Source organism: Micromonospora humida (assembly GCF_016901255.1).
GTDB classification, from domain to species: Bacteria; Actinomycetota; Actinomycetes; order Mycobacteriales; family Micromonosporaceae; genus Micromonospora; species Micromonospora wenchangensis.
Window position 1 is genome coordinate 91,512 of the sequence record NZ_JAFEUC010000002.1, and the last position, 18,556, is coordinate 110,067.

Below are 18,556 nucleotides of genomic sequence, written 5' to 3' on the forward strand. Positions count from 1 at the left end.
CGTCCCTCGTCATGAAGGAATACTTCACCACTGCGCCGACCACGGCAAGATGTTGCCGTGGTCGGCACAGGTCGGGTCGCCCTAGACCAGGTCGCGGCGGCGGAACGCGACGAACGCGGACCCGGTGACCGCACCGGTCAGCGCCAACAGCACCAGCAGCGCCGGCCCCCAGGTGATCGCGTAGATGCCGCCGTCGCAGACGCCGCTGCCCGGCGGGCAACCCCGGTCGTCCCAGAACTCCAACCGGCCGGACAGCCAGGCGCCCAGATAGTTGGAGAGCATCAGCAGGTCCGCCCGCGCCACGTCGAGGATCTGCAACACCAGCCGCGCGCCCATCTCCCACACCACCGCGTACGCGGCGACCGCGCCGAGCGCCGCCGAGGTGTGCCGGCCCAGCGTGGCGATCCCGAAGCCGAGCACGGTCGACAGCAGCACCAGCACCAGACCCCGCCCGTAGATCACCCCGAGCCCGCCCCAGAACTGCCCGTCCAGCGGGCCCGGCACCCCCGCCGTCTGCCCGATCACCCAGAACGTGCCCAGGTAGAGCGCCGACGCCAGCACCGCCAGCGCGGCCACCAGCCCGACCAGGGTGCCCAGCTTCGTACCGAGCACGGTCACCCGGCCCGGCCGCCACAACAGCAGGTTGACCACCCCGCCGGAGTTCAGGTCGGCACCGATGTACGACGCGCCCACCAGGAAACCGAACAGCACCAGGAACGCGATCAGGAAGTACAGCAGCCCGCGCGCCTCCTGGGAGAAGATGAAGACCGACGTGAGGTAGTCGGTGGCCACCGGCAGCCGCTCCATCCGCGCCGGGTCCACCTCGGCGCAGTCGGCCGGTACGTACCCGGCGTCCTCGGTGATCGGGATCTCGCCGGCCCGGACCCGCAGGCAGCGGGTGTGCTCCGCCTCCAGCACCGCCACCGCCTGCGCGGCCTGCTCCTGGGCTGCGGACATCTCCTGCGCCGTCGGCCGGTGCGACCCGATCAGGGTGGTCGTGGTGGTCACCGCGAACGCCACCGCGAGCAGCAGCACCATCAGTTGGACGAAGCGGCGGGCGGTCAACCGCTCCACCTCGGCACGGACCAGGTTCACGCGTCCACCCTCCGACCGTCGGTCCGGTCCAGTTCGATCAGCGATTCGTCGGCGTCACCCGCGTCGACGTCGTCCGGCTGCCCCGGCGGGGTCGTGCCGGCGGTGAGGTCGAGGAAGACGCTCTCCAGGTCCGGCCGGACCGGGGTCAGCTCGCGGACCCACAGGCCCTGCCCACCGAGGGTGCTGCTGATCAGCTCCGGCTCCGGGGCGCCCCCGACCACCAGCACGTCGTCGGGGTCGACGGCGACCGTCAGCCCGGCCTCCCGCAGCAGCTGCGCGCCCCGCTCCGACTCGGCCACCCGGACCCGCCACTCGTGCGGGTCGTGCCCGGCCAGCACGTCGTCCACCCGGCCGGCCGCCACCCGACGGCCCCGCGCGATGATCGTGACGTGGTCGCAGATCAGCTGGATCTCGGCCAGGATGTGGCTCGACACCAGCACGGTCACCCCGGACCCGGCGAGCGTACGCATCAGGTCCCGCATCTCCCGGATACCGGCCGGGTCCAGCCCGTTCGCCGGCTCGTCCAGGATCAGCAGCTCCGGGCTCTTCAACAGCGCCGACGCGACGGCGAGACGCTGCTTCATGCCCAGCGAGTAGCTCCTCACCCGGTCCTCGCCCCGCTCCCGCAGGCCGACCTGGTCGAGCACCTCGTCCACCCGGGACGTCGGCACGCCGCCGGCCACCGCCAGCAACCGCAGCGTCCGGTGCCCGGTGAAGTTGCCGAAGAACTGCGGACTCTCCACGATCGCGCCCACCCGCCCGGTGACCCGACCCAACTGCTCCGGGGTCGGCGCACCCAGCACCCGCAACTCCCCGGCGTCGGCGTTGACCAGCCCCAGCAGGGCGCGCAGCGTGGTGGTCTTACCGGAGCCGTTGGGGCCGAGGAAGCCGTGCACCTGGCCCGCCTCGACGACCATGTCGAAGCCGTCCACCGCCACCCGCCTGCCCCGGCGCATGGTGCGGAACGTCTTGCGCAATCCGGCGATCTCGATGACCGCGCTCATCCGCACCGCCCCTCGTCTCGTACGGGCATGGGTCGTCCTCCCGGGATGGTGACCAACGACACGGTGCACCCTAAGGCCGGGCCACCCGCCCGTGGGGGCGGCCTCGGGCTGCGTGGTTGGATGGGGCGGTGACTGGTGACCCGTTCCCCGCCGCAGCCGTCCCCTCGACCGTGGACGCGGATCTGGTGGTCAGCCTGGACGGCGTCGCCGTCCGGCGATCCGGCACCGCCCTGCTGCACGACGTCGACTGGCGGGTCGAGCTGGACGAACGCTGGGTGGTACTCGGCCCCAACGGTGCCGGCAAGACCACCCTGCTCAACCTCGCCTGCGGTCAACTGCACCCGAGCACGGGCGTCGTGCACGTGCTCGGCGAGCGGATCGGTCGCACCGACCTCACCGAGCTGCGGACCCGGATCGGCCTCACCACCGCCGCCGTGGCCGAGCGCATCCCCGCCGAGGAACGGGTCGGTGACGTTGTGCTCACCGCCGCCTGGTCGGTGGTCGGCCGTTGGCGGGAGAGCTACGACCAGGCCGACGAGGCCCGTGCCCACGCCCTGCTCGGGCAGCTCGGCGTCGGCCACCTGGCGGACCGCACGTACGGCACCCTCTCCGAGGGCGAACGCAAGCGGGTGCAGGTCGCCCGCGCCCTGATGACCGACCCGGAGCTGCTGCTGCTCGACGAGCCGGCGGCCGGGCTCGACCTGGGCGGGCGCGAGGACCTCGTCGGCCGGCTCGCCGAGCTGGCCCACGACCCGGACGCCCCGGCCCTGGTGCTGGTCACCCACCATGTCGAGGAGATCCCGCCCGGGTTCACCCATGCGCTGCTGCTGCGCGACGGCGCGGTGGTCGCCCAGGGGCTGCTCGCCGACACGCTGACCGGCGACAACCTCAGCAAGACCTTCGGCCTACCCCTGCTGGTCGAACGCCGCGGCGACCGCTGGACCGCCCGCGCCGCCTGACGGACCGCGCGGCGGGCACGGGACCCGGGGCGGGCGGCCGAGGCCCTAGACTCGCCGCGGAGCGTCCGGTCGGCGGGAGGTCGTGGTGCGGCAGAGCCGGATCGTCGTGGTGGGCAGCGCCAACATGGACGTGGTCGGAGCCGGCCCGACGCTGCCCCGGCCGGGGGAGACCGTGCTCGGCAGCCACTTCGTGATGGTGCCCGGCGGCAAGGGCGCCAACCAGGCGATCGCCGCCGCCCGCGCCGGTGCCGCCTGCACCTTCCTCGGCGCGCTCGGCTCCGACTCGTTCGGCGTCACCCTGCGGGCCAGGATCACCGCCGCCCAGGTGGACGCCACCCACCTGCGGGTGGTCTACGGGGCCTCCGGGGTCGCCCTGGTGATGGTCAACGCCGCCGGGGAGAACGCCATCCTGGTCACCCCCGGCGCGAACGCCGCCTTCACCGCCCTCACCGACGCCGAGCTGTCCGCCGTACGCGGGGCGGACGTGCTGGTCGCCCAGCTGGAGATCCCGGTCGAGACGGTGACCGAGGCGGCGGTGGCCGCCCGCGCCGCCGGCACCCGGGTGATCCTCAACGCCGCGCCGGCCCGGCAGGTGCCCGCCGAGCTGCTGGCGGCGGTGGACCTGCTGGTGGTCAACGAGACCGAGGCGCACCTGCTCACCGGCCGGGGGCGGGACGACCCGGGGGCGCTGCTGGCGCTGGTGCCCCGGGCGGTACTCACCCTCGGCGGCGGGGGCGCCTGGTACGTCGAGCGGGACGCCCCCGCCGTGCACGTGCCCGCCGTCGTCGTGGACGTGGTCGACACGACCGCCGCCGGGGACGCGTTCACCGGTGCCCTGGCCGTGGCCTGGGGTGAGGGGCGGCCGGTGGTCGACGCGGTGCGCTGGGCGGCGGCGGCCGGTGCGGCGTGCGTCCGGCGGCTCGGCGCGTCGGTGGCGCTGCCCGAGCGTGCCGAGATCGACGCCCTCTACACCCCGACCGCCGGCACCTGACCGGCAGCTCAGCCGGCCGGGTCGTCGCTGAGCCGTTCACCCCGGCGACGCAGCATGCCCAGGCCGGGAATGCCGGCGACGGCGAGCTTGAGGTCACGGGTCACGTCGAGCAGGTCGTGCAGGTCCGGGCCGACCCGGTCGAGCGTGGCCAGGATCGGCAGCACGTCCGAGGTCAGGTGCTCCTTGAGCTTCGGCAGCTCGTCGACGAGCCGGATCGCCGCGGCCAGCTCCTCGTGGCTCAGCTCGGCCACGAACCGGTTCGCCATCGGCGCGCCCCGCCGCAACGCCGGCTCGTACGCACCCATCAGCTCGGCTGCGACGGTGGCCGCGCCCTCGGCGGTCGCCACCGTGCCGGCGGCCCGGTCGGCCACCGCCCCGGCCTCGGCGACCACCTCGCCGGCCGCCCGGGACACCTGACCGGCCCCGGCCACCACCCCGGCCGCCGCGTCGGCGACCTCGGTGGCCCGGGTGACGGTCGTGGTCGCCGCCGCGCTGATCACCGCCACCTCGCGTACCGCCACTTCGGCGTCGGTGAGCACCCGGTCCGTGCGGTCCAGGGTGCCCTCGATCCGGTCCACCACCCCGTTGATCCGGGTCAGCAGCGCCTCCACCCCGTCGAGCACGGCGAAGGCGCGGGCCGGCACGGCGGCGAACGAGGCGGCCGAACCGAACGCCTGGTCGAGGGCGGAGCGGGTGAGACCGACGACGTCGGCCGGTCGGGGCAGGGGGATGGCCATGTCACCCAGTGTGCGTCGGGTCGGCCAGCGCCGCCCGCCGGGACGGTCCCGGGCGTGGGCCGGAACCGACCCGGGCGCGGCGGTCGCGGGCCGGGCCGGGAGAACGGACCCGGCCGTACGCCCGGGAGGAGCGCGGGGACGGTGCCCCGGGGAGTACGGGAATCGGGGCGGACGGGGGTGGCCGGACGGACGGTAGGGTGCCCGCATGTCGCTCCGTCCCCCCGGCGTGACGCCGGCCGGTCGGGGTCGCGCGGCGCTGACGGTCCTCGCCGTGCTCGCCCTGCTCCTCGGTGGCTACGGGCTGCTGCGGGCGGACGCCGGCCTGACCACCCGGCAGGTCACCGCCGACGGAGTACCGCTGACCCTGGTACGGGCCGCCGACGACGACAGGGCGGGCGCGGTGCGCCGGCCGGGGGTGGTGATCGCGCACGGCTTCGCCGGCTCGGCCCGGTTGATGCGCCCGCTCGCCGACACGGTCGCCCGGCAGGGCGCGGTCGCGCTGCTGCTCGACTTCGCCGGGCACGGCGGCAACCCGGCCGGCCTGCCCGGGGCGGGCCGCGACGACACCGCGTCCCGCGGCACCCTGGAACACGACCTGGCGGTCGCCGTCGCCCACCTGCGGGGCCGGCCCGACGTCGACCCGATGCGGATCGTCCTGGTCGGACACTCGATGGGTGCGGGGGCGGTGACCCGGTACGCCGCCGGCCACCCCGACATCGCCGGCACCGTCGCGATCTCGCTGCCCGACGGCGGTGACCTGCCCGACGCCCGGCCGCGGCGGCTGCTGCTGATCGTCGGCGGCCTGGAGTTCCCCGCCTTCCGGGCCACCGCCGAGGCGACCGCCCGCCGGGGCGACGGGCGACGGGTGGTGGTCGTCCCCGGCGTCGAGCACATCTCGGTGCTCTTCGCCGGCCGTACCCACCGCGAGGTCGCCGCCTGGGTCGGCGGCGACGGTGCGGTACCGCGCCCGGCCGCCCGCCTGGTCCCGGCGGGTCTGCTGCTGCTCGGTCTCGGTCTCGGCTTCGTGCCGCTGGCGGCCCTGCTGACCGGCCGTCGCGGGCGGCCCGTCGCACCCGTACCCGTCGCACCTGTACCCGTCGCGCCGGCACCCGCCGTGCTGGCGGTGGCGACGGCCGTCACCGGGGTGGGGTTGCTGCTCGCCCCGGTGCTGCCGACCACCCGGCTGCCGCTCGCGGTCGGCGGCTACCTCACCGGCTTCCTGCTGGTCACCGGCGTCCTGCTGGCCGCCGCCCGGTACTGGCCGCTGCGCCTGTTCACCGCCGGTCCCACCCCCGGCGCGCCGGCTGCGGCAGGTGGGCCCGTTCCGGCCACCGGCGGGCGTACGCCGCTGCGGCCGGTGGTCGCGGCCCTGCTGCTGACCGGGTACGCCGTGGCCGCCGTCGCCGTGCCGATCCACCTCGGCCTCACCTGGGCGCTGCCGGTGGGCGCCCGATGGTGGCTGCTGCCGGTGGTGACGGTCGGCTGTCTGGTGTTCCTGGCCGGCGCGGAGCTGCTCACACAGGGGCGGAGCTGGCGGTACGCGACGGTCGGCGCGCTCGCCGTACCGGCGCTGGGCGGGGCGGCCGTGGTGGGGTTGGCCCCCGGTTTCGTGCTGCTGGTGGTGCCGCTGTTCGTGGTGCTGCTCGGGTGGCAGGCCGCCTGGGCGGCGGTGCTGCGGCGGGCCGGTGCGCCCCGCTGGGCACCGGCGGTGGTGGGCGCGGTCCTGGTGGCCTGGCCGCTGGCCACCGCGCTGCCGCTGAGCTGACCCGTAGCCGCGCGGGCGGGGCCGACCGCCCGGGACGGTGTCACCGGGGTTCGCCCTGCTGTTCGACGGCGCGTTGGACGGCGCGGTAGATCTGCCCGAACCGCAACGCGTCGGGGGTACGCAGCAGCATCACCTCCTGCCCCAGGTGCTGCACCCACAGCTCGTTGACCTTGTTGCCGCGTTCGTAGGACCGGTCCAGCCAGCCGAGCGGCAGCTCCAGGAAGGGCAGCAGGGCGAGCACCCCGACGCCGCAGACGGCCAGCACGATCAGGGCCGGTTTCCACTCGCCCCGGTCCTGTGCCGACCAGACCAGCGAGACCACACAGATCAGCGCGACCAGTGGGGGCAGCGAGAGCAGCAGGACCAGCACCCCGCGCCCGAGGATGCGGGACCGGACGGCCATGGTGGTGGCCCCGCGTGCGTGCCAGACGTACGCGACGTCGGCGATCCGTACGACCTGCCCACCGGCCCGGATCGACTCGGAGGTCACCTGCACCGTGTCGTCCCGGTAATAGAGGGTCATCACTAACCCTAACCGTTCGCAGGCGACCGGTGCCGCTGTGTGGCCGACGGATCGCGCGCCCGACGCGCCGAGCGGCGGTCGGGGCGGCCGTCCGTCCTGTGTCCCGACTCAGCGTCCGCCCCCGGCGGTCACCGCCTGCGGCCCGTCGCCGGTCCCTGCCCGGCCGGGTCGGTCGCGGTCGGCCCCGTCGCCCGCACCGGTGACCCGCCGTGCCGGCGGGGCGCAGTGGAGTGCTCCATCGCGCGCTGTACCGCCCGGTAGATCTGTCCGAAGCGCAGCGCGTCGCCGGTGCTCAGCAGCAGCACCGGCCGCCCCTGCCAGCGGACCCACAGCTCACGCTGCCGGCTGCCCCGGTCGTAGGAGCGGTCCAGGCGGTCGAAGAGGAAGTCGGCGACCGGCCCGACGGCCAGCCCGACCAGTACCGACGCTCCCACGATGGCGAGCGTGACGGTGGGGGAGCGGTGCAGCCAGACCGCCACCGCGATGCCGATCGCCGCAGCCACCAGCGGGCCCGCCAGGGCGGCCCCGATCGCACCCCGCCCGGCCAGCACCCGCCAGGAGCGGTCGCCCCGGCGGTGCCAGACCAGGCCGATCTCGGCCAGCGGGAAGGCCCGGCCGTCGACCCGGATGGCGGTGGAGGTGACCTGCACCGACCGGTCGTCGTAGTACGTGATCATCGCTGGACTCCCGAGCGCGGGTGGCGAACACCAGACTACGTACCCCAACGACCCGGGTCGTAAGGTTGGCACGCGACTTCGACGAGGAAGTGAGGGCAGCGTGAGCGAGTTCGTGCGGCTTACCACCAGGGACGGCATCGGCACCATCCGGCTGGAGCGGCCACCGATGAACGCGCTCAACAAGCAGGTCCAGGAGGAACTGCGGGCCGCCGCCTCGGCCGCCACCGCCGACCCGGGCGTCCGCGCCGTCATCGTGTACGGCGGGGAGAAGGTCTTCGCCGCCGGCGCGGACATCAAGGAGATGGCCGACATGTCCTACGTGGACATGGCCGAGCGGGCCGCCGACCTGTCCAGCGCCGTCGGCGCGCTCGCCCGGATCCCCAAGCCGGTGGTCGCCGCGATCACCGGGTACGCCCTCGGCGGCGGCTGCGAGCTGGCGCTGGCCTGTGACTGGCGGGTGGTGGCCGAGGACGCCAAGCTCGGCCAGCCGGAGATCAAGCTCGGTGTCATCCCCGGTGCGGGCGGCACCCAGCGGCTGGCCCGGCTGGTCGGTCCGGCCCGCGCGAAGGATCTGATCATGTCCGGCCGGATGGTGGACGCGGCGGAGGCGCTGCGGATCGGGCTGGCCGACCGGGTCGCCCCGGCCGCCGAGGTCTACGACACCGCCGTGGCGCTGGTGCGTCCGTACCTGACCGGGCCGGTGCAGGCGTTGCGGGCGGCGAAGCTGGCGGTCGACGTCGGGCTGGACATGGACCTCGGCTCCGGGTTGGCCTGGGAGAGCCAGCTCTTCGCCGGGCTCTTCGCCACCGACGACCGGCGCGAGGGGATGGCCGCCTTCGTCGAGAAGCGCAAGCCCGACTTCACGGGCCGCTGACCCGTCCCGCCCCGGGGCCGCGCACCGTCGGCCCCGGGGCGGACCCGCGTCGCGGCGACGGTGGTCCCGGCGCCGGCACCGTGCCGAGAACTGTTCACATCCCGGATACCGGCCAGTAGCGTGTGACTCCGGTCATGGACGAGGGGAGCGGCGATGACGGAACGGGTCGAGGGTCACGGCGGAGCGCTGGCGCTGGCGGCACTGCGGGCGTACGGCGTACGGGAGATGTTCACCCTCTCCGGCGGGCACGTCTTCCCGCTCTACGACGCCGCGCACACCACCGGCTTCCCGATCTACGACGTCCGGCACGAACAGTCCGCCGTCTTCGCCGCCGAGGCGGTGGCCAAGCTCCAGCGTCGCCCCGGCCTCGCCGTGCTCACCGCCGGCCCCGGCGTCACCAACGGCATCTCCGGCCTGACCAGCGCCTTCTTCAACGCCTCGCCGGTGCTGGTGCTGGGCGGGCGGGCCCCGCAGTTCCGCTGGGGTTCCGGCAGCCTCCAGGAGATGGACCACCTGCCGCTGGTCGCCCCGGTCACCAAGCACGCCGAGACGGTGTTCACCGCCGACGACATCCCCCGCGCGGTCTCCGCCGCGCTGACCACCGCGCTCACCCCGCACCGGGGCCCGGTCTTCCTCGACTTCCCGCTGGAGGCGATCTTCTCCGTCGGCGACGCGGACCTGCCCGCCCCGACGCCCGTCGCGCCGGTCGAACCCGACCCGGACGAGGTGACCAGGGCCGCCCGGTTGATCGCCGCCGCCGCCCGTCCGGTGATCATCGCCGGTTCCGACGTGTACGCCGGGGACGCCGTCGCCGCGCTCCGTGAGGCCGCCGAGGCGTTGCAGGTGCCGGTCTTCACCAACGGCATGGGTCGCGGCGCGCTCCCGCCGCAGCACCCGCTCGCCTTCGCCAAGGCCCGCCGGGTCGCGCTCGGCGACGCCGACGTGGTGGTCGTCGTCGGCACCCCGCTGGACTTCCGGCTCAGCTTCGGCGACTTCGGCGACGCGGCGGTGGTGCACGTCGTCGACGCCCCCACCCAGCGGGCCGGGCACGTCCAGCCCGCCGCCAGCCCCGCCGGTGACCTGCGGCTGATCCTGTCCGCGTTCGCCGACCACACCGGCGACCGGGCCGACCACGCCGACTGGATCGAGCGGCTGCGCACCGCCGAGGACGCGGCGCGGGCACGCGACGCCGCCGAGATGGCCGCCGACACCGACCCGATCCGCCCCGCCCGGGTCTACGGCGAGCTGCGCCGGGCTCTCGCCCCGGACGCGATCACCATCGGCGACGGCGGCGACTTCGTCTCGTACGCCGGGCGCTACCTGGAGCCGTCGCAGCCCGGCACCTGGCTCGACCCCGGCCCGTACGGCTGCCTGGGCACCGGGATGGGCTACGCGATGGGCGCCCGGGTCAGCCACCCCGACCGGCAGGTCTGCGTGCTGATGGGCGACGGCGCGGCCGGGTTCTCGCTGATGGACGTGGAGTCGCTGGTGCGGCAGCGGCTGCCGGTGGTGATCGTGGTCGGCAACAACGGCATCTGGGGGCTGGAGAAGCACCCGATGCGGGCCATGTACGGCTACGACGTCGCCGCCGACCTGCAGCCCGAACTGCGCTACGACAAGGTGGTGGAGGCGCTCGGCGGTGCCGGGGAGACGGTGGCGAAGGCCGCCGACCTCGGCCCGGCCCTGGTGCGTGCGTTCGACGCCGGGGTGCCGTACCTGGTCAACGTGCTCACCGACCCGGCCGACGCGTACCCTCGCTCGTCCAACCTGGCCTGACCACCCGGCCCACGGCCGCCGCCGGACCCGGCGGCGGCCGTGTTCTGCCGCGCGGATAAATCGGCGGAATGTCAGCGGCGACGCACGTAACGTCAGACCCCTCGCCCATCGTTGGACGATCCAGCGATAACGACGGGAGTTCTGATGACATACGCCATCCGCGCCGAGGGGCTGGTGCGCCGGTTCGGCGACACCACCGCCCTGGCCGGGGTCGACCTTGCGGTCCCGGCCGGCACGGTCTTCGGTCTGCTCGGCCCCAACGGCGCCGGCAAGACCACCGCGGTACGGGTGCTCGCCACCCTGCTCACCGCCGACGAGGGGCACGCCACCGTCGGCGGGTACGACGTCCGCCGCGACGCCCACCGGGTCCGCCAGCTGATCGGCCTCACCGGCCAGTACGCCTCGGTCGACGAGAACCTGACCGGCACCGAGAATCTGCTGCTCATCGGCCGACTGCTGGGCCTGTCCCGGCGGGGTGCCCGGGACCGGGCGGCCGAGCTGCTGGCCGGGTTCCAGCTCACCGACGCCGCCGGGCGGGCCGCCAAGACCTACTCGGGGGGCATGCGCCGCCGGCTCGACCTGGCGGCCAGTCTCGTCGGCCGGCCGCAGGTGCTCTTCCTCGACGAGCCCACCACCGGCCTCGACCCGCGCAGCCGCAACGACCTGTGGGACATCGTCCGGGGCCTGGTCGCCGAGGGGGTGACCGTGCTGCTGACCACGCAGTACCTGGAGGAGGCCGACCAGTTGGCCGACGAGATCGCCGTGGTCGACCACGGGCGGGTCATCGCCCAGGGCACCCCGGAGGAGCTGAAGGCCAAGACCGGCGGCCAGGTGCTGACCGTCCGGCCGGTGGAGGCCGCCGACCTGCCCACCGTGCTCGCCGTCGTCGGCGAGGTGACCGGGGTCGACCCGGAGGTCGCCCAGACGACGGTCAGCGCGCCGGTCACCGGTCCGGACGCGCTGCCCGCCGTGGTCCGCCGGCTCGACGACGCCGGGGTGCACGTCGGCGAGCTGGCCCTGCGCGGGTCCAGCCTCGACGAGGTGTTCCTCTCCCTCACCGGCCACCGGGCCGAGGACGAGACCACCCCGACCCTGGAAGGGAGCCCGGCATGACCGCCGCGACCGTCGCCGCTCCGGCGGCCCCCGCCACGCCGGCCCGCCGGCTCGGCCCGACCGCCGGGCTGCGGCACACCGGCACGCTGGCCTGGCGCAGCCTGGTGCAGATCAAGCACAACCCGATGGAGCTGCTCGACCTGAGCATCCAACCGGTGATGTTCGTGCTGCTCTTCACGTACGTCTTCGGTGGGGCGATCTCCGGCAGCCCGGGGGAGTACCTGACCTTCGCGTTACCGGGCATCATCGTGCAGAACGCCTTCTTCGCCACGATGACCACCGGTTTCGGGCTCAACCAGGATCTGACCAAGGGCGTGTTCGACAGGCTCCGGTCGCTGCCGGTGGCCCGCTGGTCCCCGCTCGCCGGCCGGATCGTCGCCGACACGGTCAAACAGGCATGGTCGTTGACCCTGCTGCTCGGCGTCGGGATGATCCTCGGCTTCCGGCTCGGCAACGGGGTGTTCGGCCTGCTCGGCGCGTTCGCCCTGCTGCTGGTCTTCTCGCTCGCCGCCGCCTGGATGTCGGTGCTGGTCGGGGTGCTGGTCAGCGAACCGGACAAGGTGCAGATCTTCGGCTTCACGGTGATCTTCCCGCTGAGCTTCACCAGCAACGCCTTCGTGCCGACCGAGACCATGCCGTCCTGGCTGCAGCACTGGGTCGAGGTGAACCCGGTGACCATCCTGGCGAACGCGCTGCGGGGGCTGCTGGTCGGCGGGCCGGTGGCCGCGCCGGTGCTCCAGTCGCTGCTCTGGGCGGCGGCCATCGCCGCTGTCTTCGCCCCGCTCGCGGTGCGGGGCCTGCGCCGGCGGGTGTGACCCCGGCCGCCGTCAGAGTTCGGGTCGCTCGCCGTCGCGGGGCCGCTCACCGTCCCGGGGAGCGGCGTCCTCCCGGGGCGGCGAGCGGTCGGCCGACGCCGGGCCGGCCGGGGGTGCGGTGCCGTCGGGGGACGGCTGGCCGCCCCGGCGCAGGTCCTCCTCCCGGCCCCGCAGGTCCTCCTCCCACCGCTGGAAGAGGACGTTGTCGTCGCGGCGGACGCGTTCGTCGATCGACTTGAGGAACTCGGGATCGTCGTCGGGCGCGACGGGGCGTCGGTCGGCCGCCGGCCAGCCCCGGCGGCGGTCACCCTCGGTGACCGGGCGGCCGGCGAGGAACCAGGCGATCGAGCCGACCAGCGGGAAGAACAGGATGACTACCACCCAGGCGAACCGGGGCAGCCCGCGGACCGTCCCGTCCTCGGCGGAGAGGCAACTGATCAGCGCGCAGGCGGCGAGCACCACCTGGAGCAGGAACAACAGCACATAGAGCCGGGCCATGCACCTATCATTGCTCAGCCGTGCGCGTCACCACACCCCGCGCAGCACGAGCGACACGCACAGCAGCGCCAAGCCGGCGGTGCCGAGGGCCACCAGCGGGACGGCCCGTGCGTCGAGGCGGGACTGCCGGCGGCCGGTGGCCCGTCCCCAGCCCACCACCAGCGTCGACCACCAGGCCAGCACGATGGCCCCGGCGAGCAGCGCCCCGGCGACGTCGCCGGTGAGCGCCAGCCGGACCGCCAGCACCGCCACCACCGTGTACGCCAGCCCGAGGCGACGCCAGGCCAGCCGGGTGCGCTCGGGTTGCAGGCCGGGGTCGCGGGTCCCGTCCGACGGCGCCCCGGTCACCTGCCGCTCACCCCACGGGCCAGGACGGCCACCACCAGCAGCAGTGCGCCGACCGCCACGATCAGGGCGAGCACGGCCGGGAACCGGGACGCCGGCAGGCGTTGCCCGAGCCGGATGGCCTGCTCGGTGCGGGACCAGTGATCCACCGCCCGGACGGCGACGGTGCCGCCGAGCAGCAGCAGCGTCACCGCGATCGCCTCCCGCAGGTGCCGCAGCGGCAACGGCGGCAGGAACTGGGCGGCGGCCAGCCCACCGGCGATCAGCGCCAGCCCGGTGCGCAGCCAGGCCAGGAAGGTCCGTTCGTTGGCCAGGGAGAAGCGGTAGTCGGGGGTGGTGCCCACGGAGTCGAGGTCCGACGGGTCGAACCACCGTCTGATCGCCTGCCACACGACGCCGATTATCCGCTTTACCGCCGACATAGCCTGGACCGATGACCGATCTTGATGCCTCCACCCTGCGCGACAGCTACGACCGGCAGCTCCGGCCGGAGATCCCCGACCCGGTCCCGGCCGGCGTGACGGTCGAACACGACGGCCCGCTGGTGCGCATCCTGGGTCTGGACCAGGGCGGTTTCCTCACCTACCGCACCCTGGACGGGCTGGCCGGGCCGGAGCTGGACGCGCTGATCGCCCGCCAGGTCGAGCTGTTCCGGCAGCGCGGCGAGTCGGTGGAGTGGAAGCACAACACCCACGACGAGCCCGCCGACCTGCCGGACCGGCTGTGCGCCGCAGGCTTCGTCCCGCAGGACCGGGAGACCGTCCTGATCGGGCCGGTCGCGCCCCTGGCCGCCGCCGTGCCGGTGCCACCCGACGGGGTACGCCTGCGCGAGGTCACCGGCCGTGACGACCTGGACCGGATCGCCGCGATGGAGGAGGAGGTCTGGGGCGACGACCGTTCCCACCTCGTCACCGGCCTGCTGCGGGAGATCGAGGCGGACCCGCAGTCGATCACCGTGGTGGTGGCCGAGGCGGGGGAGACGGTGGTCAGCGCCGGTTGGGTGCGCTACCTCAACGGCACCGGCTTCGCCAGTCTGTGGGGCGGTTCGACGCTGGCGCAGTGGCGACGCCGGGGCGTCTACCGGGCGCTGGTGGTCTACCGGGCCCGGCTGGCCGACCAGCGCGGCAAGACGTTGTTGCAGGTGGACGCCTCGGAGGACAGCCGGCCCATCCTGGAGCGACTCGGCTTCGTCCCGGTCACCACGACCACCCCGTACGTCTACACTCCGTGATCATGGAGCAGCGGCTGACGGACGACGAGCAGCAGGTTCTCAAGACGGGCGCGTTCGGCGCGGTCTTCCTGGTGTCGAACGCGGACCCGGGGGTGTTCGCGATGATCCGGGAGAGTTTCGCCGCGTCCGGGGCGTTCGCCGGGGCGAGCGGGCTGGTGAAGGAGGCGCTCGGTGCCGGTGGGCTGCCCCGGCTGCCCCGGGACTCGGCCCTGGACGTCGAGTCGGTGGTGCTGCCGGCGCTGGCGCGGGCGGTGGACATCCTGCGGGAGAAGTCCCCGGCCGACGTGTCGGTATACCGCGAGCTGGTGTTGACCGCCGCGGCGGAGGTGGCCCGCGCGCACCGGGGGGTGACGCCGGCCGAACAGGACGCGATCACCCGGATCAGGACCGCGCTGGCCGACCCCGCCGGTCCGGCCTGACAGCCGGTCCGGGTCGACCGCAGCGTGGTGAGGTGTGTCACCGTGGGTGCCCGGGAGGGGTAACCTACTGGCAGGTAACATTGCGTTCGTGGGCAACTGCACAACAGCCTGCGGTTGACCGGGTGTCAACGACGCGCAAAGCTCCGCCCTTAACCGGGCGAGCAGATCGCACACCACCAACAGGAGGGTTGTCGAATCGCGATGAACATCGTCGTACTCGTCAAGCAGGTGCCTGATTCGGGCGCGGACCGCAACCTGCGTGCTGACGACAACACCGTCGACCGCGGTTCGGCGAACAACGTGATCAACGAGATGGACGAGTACGCCATCGAGGAGGCGCTGAAGATCAAGGAGGCGCACGGTGGCGAGGTCACCGTCCTGACCATGGGACCGGACCGGGCCACCGAGTCGATCCGCAAGGCGCTGTCGATGGGCCCCGACGCCGCCGTGCACGTCCTCGACGACGCCCTGCACGGGTCCTGCGCCGTGGCCACCTCGAAGGTGCTCGCCGCCGCCCTCGGGCAGCTGGGCGCCGACCTGGTGCTCTGCGGTGCCGAGTCGACCGACGGTCGGGTCCAGGTCATGCCGCACATGCTGGCCGAACGGTTGGGAGTCGCCGCGCTGACCGGCGCGCGCAAGCTCACCGTCGACGGCGGCACGCTGACCGTGGAACGGCAGACCGAGGAGGGCTACGAGGTGGTCACCGCCTCGACCCCGGCCGTGGTCTCCGTCTGGGACACCATCAACGAGCCGCGCTACCCCTCCTTCAAGGGCATCATGGCCGCCAAGAAGAAGCCGGTGAAGACGCTGTCCCTGGCGGACCTGGGCGTCGCGCCCACCGAGGTGGGTTTCGAGGGCGCGACCAGCGCCGTCGTCGAGCACACCAGGCGTCCACCGCGCTCCGGCGGCGCCAAGATCACCGATGAGGGCTCCGGCGGCGTCCAGCTCGTCGAGTTCCTCGCCACCGAGAAGTTCGTGTGAGGGGTCTGAACATGGCTGAGGTACTCGTCGTCGTCGAAGCCACCAGGGAATTCGGCGTCAAGAAGGTCACCCTGGAAATGCTCACCCTCGCCCGCGAGCTGGGCACCCCGAGCGCCGTGGTGCTCGGCGGCCCCGGTGCCGCCGAGGCGCTCGGCGCCAAGCTCGGCGAGTACGGCGCGGAGAAGATCTACGCCGCCGAGAGCGAGGAGATCGACGGCTACCTGGTGGCCCCCAAGGCGACCGTGCTCGCCGAACTGGTCAACCGGGTGCAGCCGGCCGCCGTCCTGCTGGCCTCCGCCCAGGAGGGCAAGGAGATCGCCGCCCGACTGGCCGTCAAGCTGGACAACGGCATCCTGACCGACGTGGTCGGCCTCGACGCCGACGGCACCGCCACCCAGGTCGCCTTCGCCGGCTCCACCATCGTCAAGTCCAAGGTCACCAAGGGGCTGCCGCTGGTCACCGTGCGGCCGAACTCGGTCACCCCGGCCCCGGCGGCGGCCACCCCGATCGTCGAGCAGCTCACCGTGTCGGTCACCGACACCGACAGGCTGGCGAAGGTCGTCGAGCGGGTCGCCGAGCAGAAGGGCTCCCGCCCGGAGCTGACCGAGGCCGGCATCGTCGTCTCCGGCGGTCGCGGGGTCGGCAACGCCGACAACTTCAAGCTGGTCGAAGAGTTGGCCGACCTGCTCGGCGGCGCCGTCGGGGCGTCCCGGGCGGCGGTCGACTCCGGCTACTACCCGCACCAGTTCCAGGTTGGGCAGACCGGCAAGACCGTCTCCCCGCAGCTCTACGTCGCGCTGGGCATCTCCGGCGCGATCCAGCACCGGGCCGGCATGCAGACCTCGAAGACGATCGTCGCCGTGAACAAGGACGGCGAGGCCCCGATCTTCGAGCTGGCCGACTACGGCGTGGTGGGCGACCTGTTCAAGGTCGTACCGCAGGCCGCCGAGGAGATCCGCAAGCGCAAGTGACCCGTCGCGGGTCCGCACCGAGCCGCCGTCCGGTCCGCCGGGCGGCGGCTCGGTCGTCCTCGCCGCCTTTGCGATCGTCCCCGGCCCGGCGGCCGGGTCCGCGCGTGGATGATGCGCCGATGGGAGCTGATCGGCGGGCCGGGGAGCTGAGCCGGCCCGCCGATCAGCCCGTCAGGGTGCCCCTCAGCAGGCTGTCGCCGGAGTGGGCGGGTTTGTTGTCGTACTGCTCGGCGGAGACGTCGACCACCGAGTATGCCTGAAGATCAACATTCGGGGGCAGGGGCAGCAGGGCGTCGCCGGAGCTGCCCCGCAGCACACCCACCGAGAACATCTCCATGGTCGTCGGATTGATCAGCCAGACCTCGTAGTACCCCGTAACGTCCGGGAGATTCGCGACGTGCAGGTGCAGTCGTCCGTCGGCGAAGACCCGGGCGTCGCCCCGGGCGTCGGCCGGCGTGCTCCCGTACGCGGCCAGCGGCGCGCTGGCCAGCACGTCCTGCCGGGGCGTGGCCCCCCGGTCGCCGAGCACGAAGACGGTGCCGAGCACCGCGATCGCGGCGGCGGCGGTCGCCGAGACGACGGTGGTCGCCCAGCGTGGCCAACGCCGTGACCGGCCCGCCGGTCGGACGGCATGCCCGCCGCCGGGGGACGACGACGGCCGCCGGGACTCCGGCCGGTCACCGGTCACCACCGACGGTTGCGGGTCGCCGGCCCGCACCGACGGTTGCCGGTCACCTGCCCTCACCGACGGTTGCGGATCGCCGGTCACCGCCGGCGGATGCCGGTAGGCCGGGTCGACGCCGTTCCTGGCCGCCGGAGGGGCCTGCGTCGGGTCCGGCCCGAGATACTGCCGGTGGGCCTCGGCCGGCGACGGCACCTGCGCGACGGCGTCGAGTTCGGCCAGGATGCCCGCCCAGAGGTGGGCCGGCGGGTCGGGCAGGTCGTGCAGGCCCTGGGTGCCCGCGCCCAGCCCGGCGACGTGCCGCAGGGACTCCAGCTCGCGCCGGCAGGTCACGCAGCCGCCGAGGTGGTCGGTCTCGCCGTGGTCCGCCTCGCTCTCACCGAGCGCCAGAAAGACCAGCCGGTCGTGGTCCAGGTGCTGCACCGTCCACCTCCCATCTGCGTTTCAAGCTCGCCATGCCCCGCCTGATGTGGCTCTTGACCGTGCCCAGCGGCACCCCGGTCACCGTCGCGATCTGTTGGTGTGTCAGGTCGTCGTAGAAGGCCAGTTCCAACATCCGTCGTTGGTCGTCGGGGAGCCGGGCCAGCTCGTCGGCGACCACCAGCCGGTCGACCACCGTGTCCGGGTCTGCGCCGGTGCCGACCGGTTCGGGTAGCTGCCGTACCGTCTCCACCACCCGGGCCTCCCGGGCCGAGGCGCGCAGCCGGTCGATCACCTTGCGCCGGCCGATGCCGAGCAGCCACCCGATCAACGAGCCCTTGGTCGGGTCGAAGGTCTCCCGCCCCAGCCAGGCGGCGACGAACGTCGCCTGGGTCACGTCCTCCGCGTCGCTGCGGTTGGCCAACGTGCTGGTGGCCAGGTGGAGCACGGCCCGGCCGAACCGGTCGTACGCCTCCCGCAGCGCGGTCTCGTCGCCCGCCCGGAAGCGCGCGGCCAACTCGTCGGGGGGTGGTTCGGGTTCGTGTCCTGCTGTTCCCACCGCTGTCACCGGGCGGGTCGCCTTCCCTGGGGCATGCCCGACTGTAACGCCCACAGCCTCCGCCCCACTCTCCTGGTCCGGTCCGCCTCCACTCGTCTCACCAGCTATTCGTCGCCGCAGT

General features: G+C 73.9%; 20 protein-coding genes and 1 pseudogene. 11 read left to right on the forward strand and 10 right to left on the reverse strand.

Annotated features, from left to right (window positions below; translation table 11 throughout):
* Window positions 1-81 precede the first annotated feature (81 nt).
* On the reverse strand, window positions 82-1,095 hold the full coding sequence (locus tag JQX11_RS04285) for an ABC transporter permease subunit (RefSeq protein WP_204923694.1): 1,014 nt from the start codon (window positions 1,093-1,095) through the stop codon (window positions 82-84).
* Window positions 1,092-2,099 (reverse strand): ABC transporter ATP-binding protein, encoded by a 1,008-nt coding sequence (locus JQX11_RS04290; RefSeq protein ID WP_204923695.1) that lies wholly within the window; start codon window positions 2,097-2,099, stop codon window positions 1,092-1,094. The genes JQX11_RS04285 and JQX11_RS04290 overlap by 4 nt, the downstream gene beginning before the upstream one ends.
* A 128-nt stretch (window positions 2,100-2,227) precedes the next feature.
* Between JQX11_RS04290 and JQX11_RS04295 the strand changes: the two genes are divergently transcribed.
* Both JQX11_RS04295 and JQX11_RS04300 read left to right on the forward strand, forming a co-directional pair.
* Entirely contained in the window at window positions 2,228-3,058 is an 831-nt protein-coding gene (locus JQX11_RS04295) for an ABC transporter ATP-binding protein (protein ID WP_307826058.1), read from the forward strand.
* A gap of 85 nt (window positions 3,059-3,143) precedes the next feature.
* Window positions 3,144-4,049: a ribokinase gene (locus tag JQX11_RS04300; RefSeq protein WP_204923697.1), complete on the forward strand. Its 906-nt coding sequence runs from the start codon at window positions 3,144-3,146 to the stop codon at window positions 4,047-4,049.
* An 8-nt stretch (window positions 4,050-4,057) separates the two neighbouring features.
* On the opposite strand, the gene JQX11_RS04305 is transcribed toward JQX11_RS04300, so the two are convergent.
* Entirely contained in the window at window positions 4,058-4,786 is a 729-nt protein-coding gene (locus tag JQX11_RS04305; protein ID WP_204923698.1) for a hypothetical protein, read from the reverse strand.
* Window positions 4,787-4,991: 205 nt separating this feature from the next.
* Between JQX11_RS04305 and JQX11_RS04310 the strand changes: the two genes are divergently transcribed.
* Window positions 4,992-6,551: a dienelactone hydrolase family protein gene (locus JQX11_RS04310; RefSeq protein WP_204923699.1), complete on the forward strand. Its 1,560-nt coding sequence runs from the start codon at window positions 4,992-4,994 to the stop codon at window positions 6,549-6,551.
* 40 nt (window positions 6,552-6,591) lie between these two features.
* Here JQX11_RS04310 and JQX11_RS04315 read toward each other — a convergent pair whose 3' ends face one another.
* Window positions 6,592-7,074, reverse strand: a complete 483-nt coding sequence (locus JQX11_RS04315) for a DUF6232 family protein (protein ID WP_204923700.1) — start codon at window positions 7,072-7,074, stop codon at window positions 6,592-6,594.
* A gap of 128 nt (window positions 7,075-7,202) precedes the next feature.
* Window positions 7,203-7,751 (reverse strand): DUF6232 family protein, encoded by a 549-nt coding sequence (locus tag JQX11_RS04320; RefSeq protein ID WP_232377241.1) that lies wholly within the window; start codon window positions 7,749-7,751, stop codon window positions 7,203-7,205.
* Between the two features lie 100 nt (window positions 7,752-7,851).
* Between JQX11_RS04320 and JQX11_RS04325 the strand changes: the two genes are divergently transcribed.
* The 4 genes from JQX11_RS04325 to JQX11_RS04340 all read left to right on the forward strand — a co-directional run bounded on the left by JQX11_RS04325 (window position 7,852) and on the right by JQX11_RS04340 (window position 12,329).
* Window positions 7,852-8,625 carry an enoyl-CoA hydratase-related protein gene (locus tag JQX11_RS04325; protein WP_204923701.1) on the forward strand — a complete coding sequence of 258 codons (774 nt, stop codon included), beginning with the start codon at window positions 7,852-7,854 and terminating at the stop codon, window positions 8,623-8,625.
* A gap of 153 nt (window positions 8,626-8,778) precedes the next feature.
* A complete protein-coding gene (locus JQX11_RS04330; RefSeq protein ID WP_204923702.1) occupies window positions 8,779-10,401 on the forward strand; it encodes an acetolactate synthase in 1,623 nt (540 codons plus the stop codon).
* A gap of 144 nt (window positions 10,402-10,545) precedes the next feature.
* The gene (locus JQX11_RS04335; RefSeq protein ID WP_204923703.1) at window positions 10,546-11,514 is read left to right on the forward strand and encodes an ATP-binding cassette domain-containing protein; all 969 of its coding nucleotides are present in this window, start codon (window positions 10,546-10,548) and stop codon (window positions 11,512-11,514) included.
* Window positions 11,511-12,329, forward strand: a complete 819-nt coding sequence (locus JQX11_RS04340; RefSeq protein WP_204923704.1) for an ABC transporter permease — start codon at window positions 11,511-11,513, stop codon at window positions 12,327-12,329. The genes JQX11_RS04335 and JQX11_RS04340 overlap by 4 nt, the downstream gene beginning before the upstream one ends.
* A gap of 123 nt (window positions 12,330-12,452) precedes the next feature.
* On the opposite strand, the pseudogene JQX11_RS04345 reads toward JQX11_RS04340, so the two are convergent.
* The 3 genes and pseudogenes from JQX11_RS04345 to JQX11_RS04355 all read right to left on the reverse strand — a co-directional run.
* Window positions 12,453-12,827 (reverse strand): annotated as a pseudogene (locus JQX11_RS04345) (PLD nuclease N-terminal domain-containing protein); the annotation flags it as partial.
* Between the two features lie 27 nt (window positions 12,828-12,854).
* Complete coding sequence (locus tag JQX11_RS04350) at window positions 12,855-13,175, reverse strand: DUF202 domain-containing protein (RefSeq protein WP_204923706.1); 321 nt, start codon at window positions 13,173-13,175, stop codon at window positions 12,855-12,857.
* Window positions 13,172-13,594, reverse strand: a complete 423-nt coding sequence (locus tag JQX11_RS04355; RefSeq protein WP_232377242.1) for a YidH family protein — start codon at window positions 13,592-13,594, stop codon at window positions 13,172-13,174. The genes JQX11_RS04350 and JQX11_RS04355 overlap by 4 nt, the downstream gene beginning before the upstream one ends.
* 11 nt (window positions 13,595-13,605) lie before the next feature.
* Here JQX11_RS04355 and JQX11_RS04360 point away from each other — a divergent pair, with 11 nt between their 5' ends.
* The 4 genes from JQX11_RS04360 (at window position 13,606) to JQX11_RS04375 (ending at window position 16,774) form a co-directional block, all read left to right on the forward strand.
* Window positions 13,606-14,403 carry a GNAT family N-acetyltransferase gene (locus JQX11_RS04360; RefSeq protein ID WP_204923708.1) on the forward strand — a complete coding sequence of 266 codons (798 nt, stop codon included), beginning with the start codon at window positions 13,606-13,608 and terminating at the stop codon, window positions 14,401-14,403.
* Window positions 14,400-14,822, forward strand: coding sequence for a hypothetical protein (locus tag JQX11_RS04365; protein WP_204923709.1), 423 nt, complete (start codon window positions 14,400-14,402; stop codon window positions 14,820-14,822). The genes JQX11_RS04360 and JQX11_RS04365 overlap by 4 nt, the downstream gene beginning before the upstream one ends.
* 201 nt (window positions 14,823-15,023) lie before the next feature.
* Entirely contained in the window at window positions 15,024-15,803 is a 780-nt protein-coding gene (locus JQX11_RS04370; protein WP_204923710.1) for an electron transfer flavoprotein subunit beta/FixA family protein, read from the forward strand.
* An 11-nt stretch (window positions 15,804-15,814) separates the two neighbouring features.
* Window positions 15,815-16,774 carry an electron transfer flavoprotein subunit alpha/FixB family protein gene (locus JQX11_RS04375; RefSeq protein ID WP_204923711.1) on the forward strand — a complete coding sequence of 320 codons (960 nt, stop codon included), beginning with the start codon at window positions 15,815-15,817 and terminating at the stop codon, window positions 16,772-16,774.
* 163 nt (window positions 16,775-16,937) lie between these two features.
* Here JQX11_RS04375 and JQX11_RS04380 read toward each other — a convergent pair whose 3' ends face one another.
* Together JQX11_RS04380 and JQX11_RS04385 are read right to left on the reverse strand one after the other, a co-directional pair.
* Window positions 16,938-17,879: an anti-sigma factor gene (locus tag JQX11_RS04380; protein WP_204923712.1), complete on the reverse strand. Its 942-nt coding sequence runs from the start codon at window positions 17,877-17,879 to the stop codon at window positions 16,938-16,940.
* Entirely contained in the window at window positions 17,833-18,435 is a 603-nt protein-coding gene (locus tag JQX11_RS04385; protein WP_204923713.1) for an RNA polymerase sigma factor, read from the reverse strand. The genes JQX11_RS04380 and JQX11_RS04385 overlap by 47 nt, the downstream gene beginning before the upstream one ends.
* Between the last annotated feature and the right edge of the window lie 121 nt (window positions 18,436-18,556).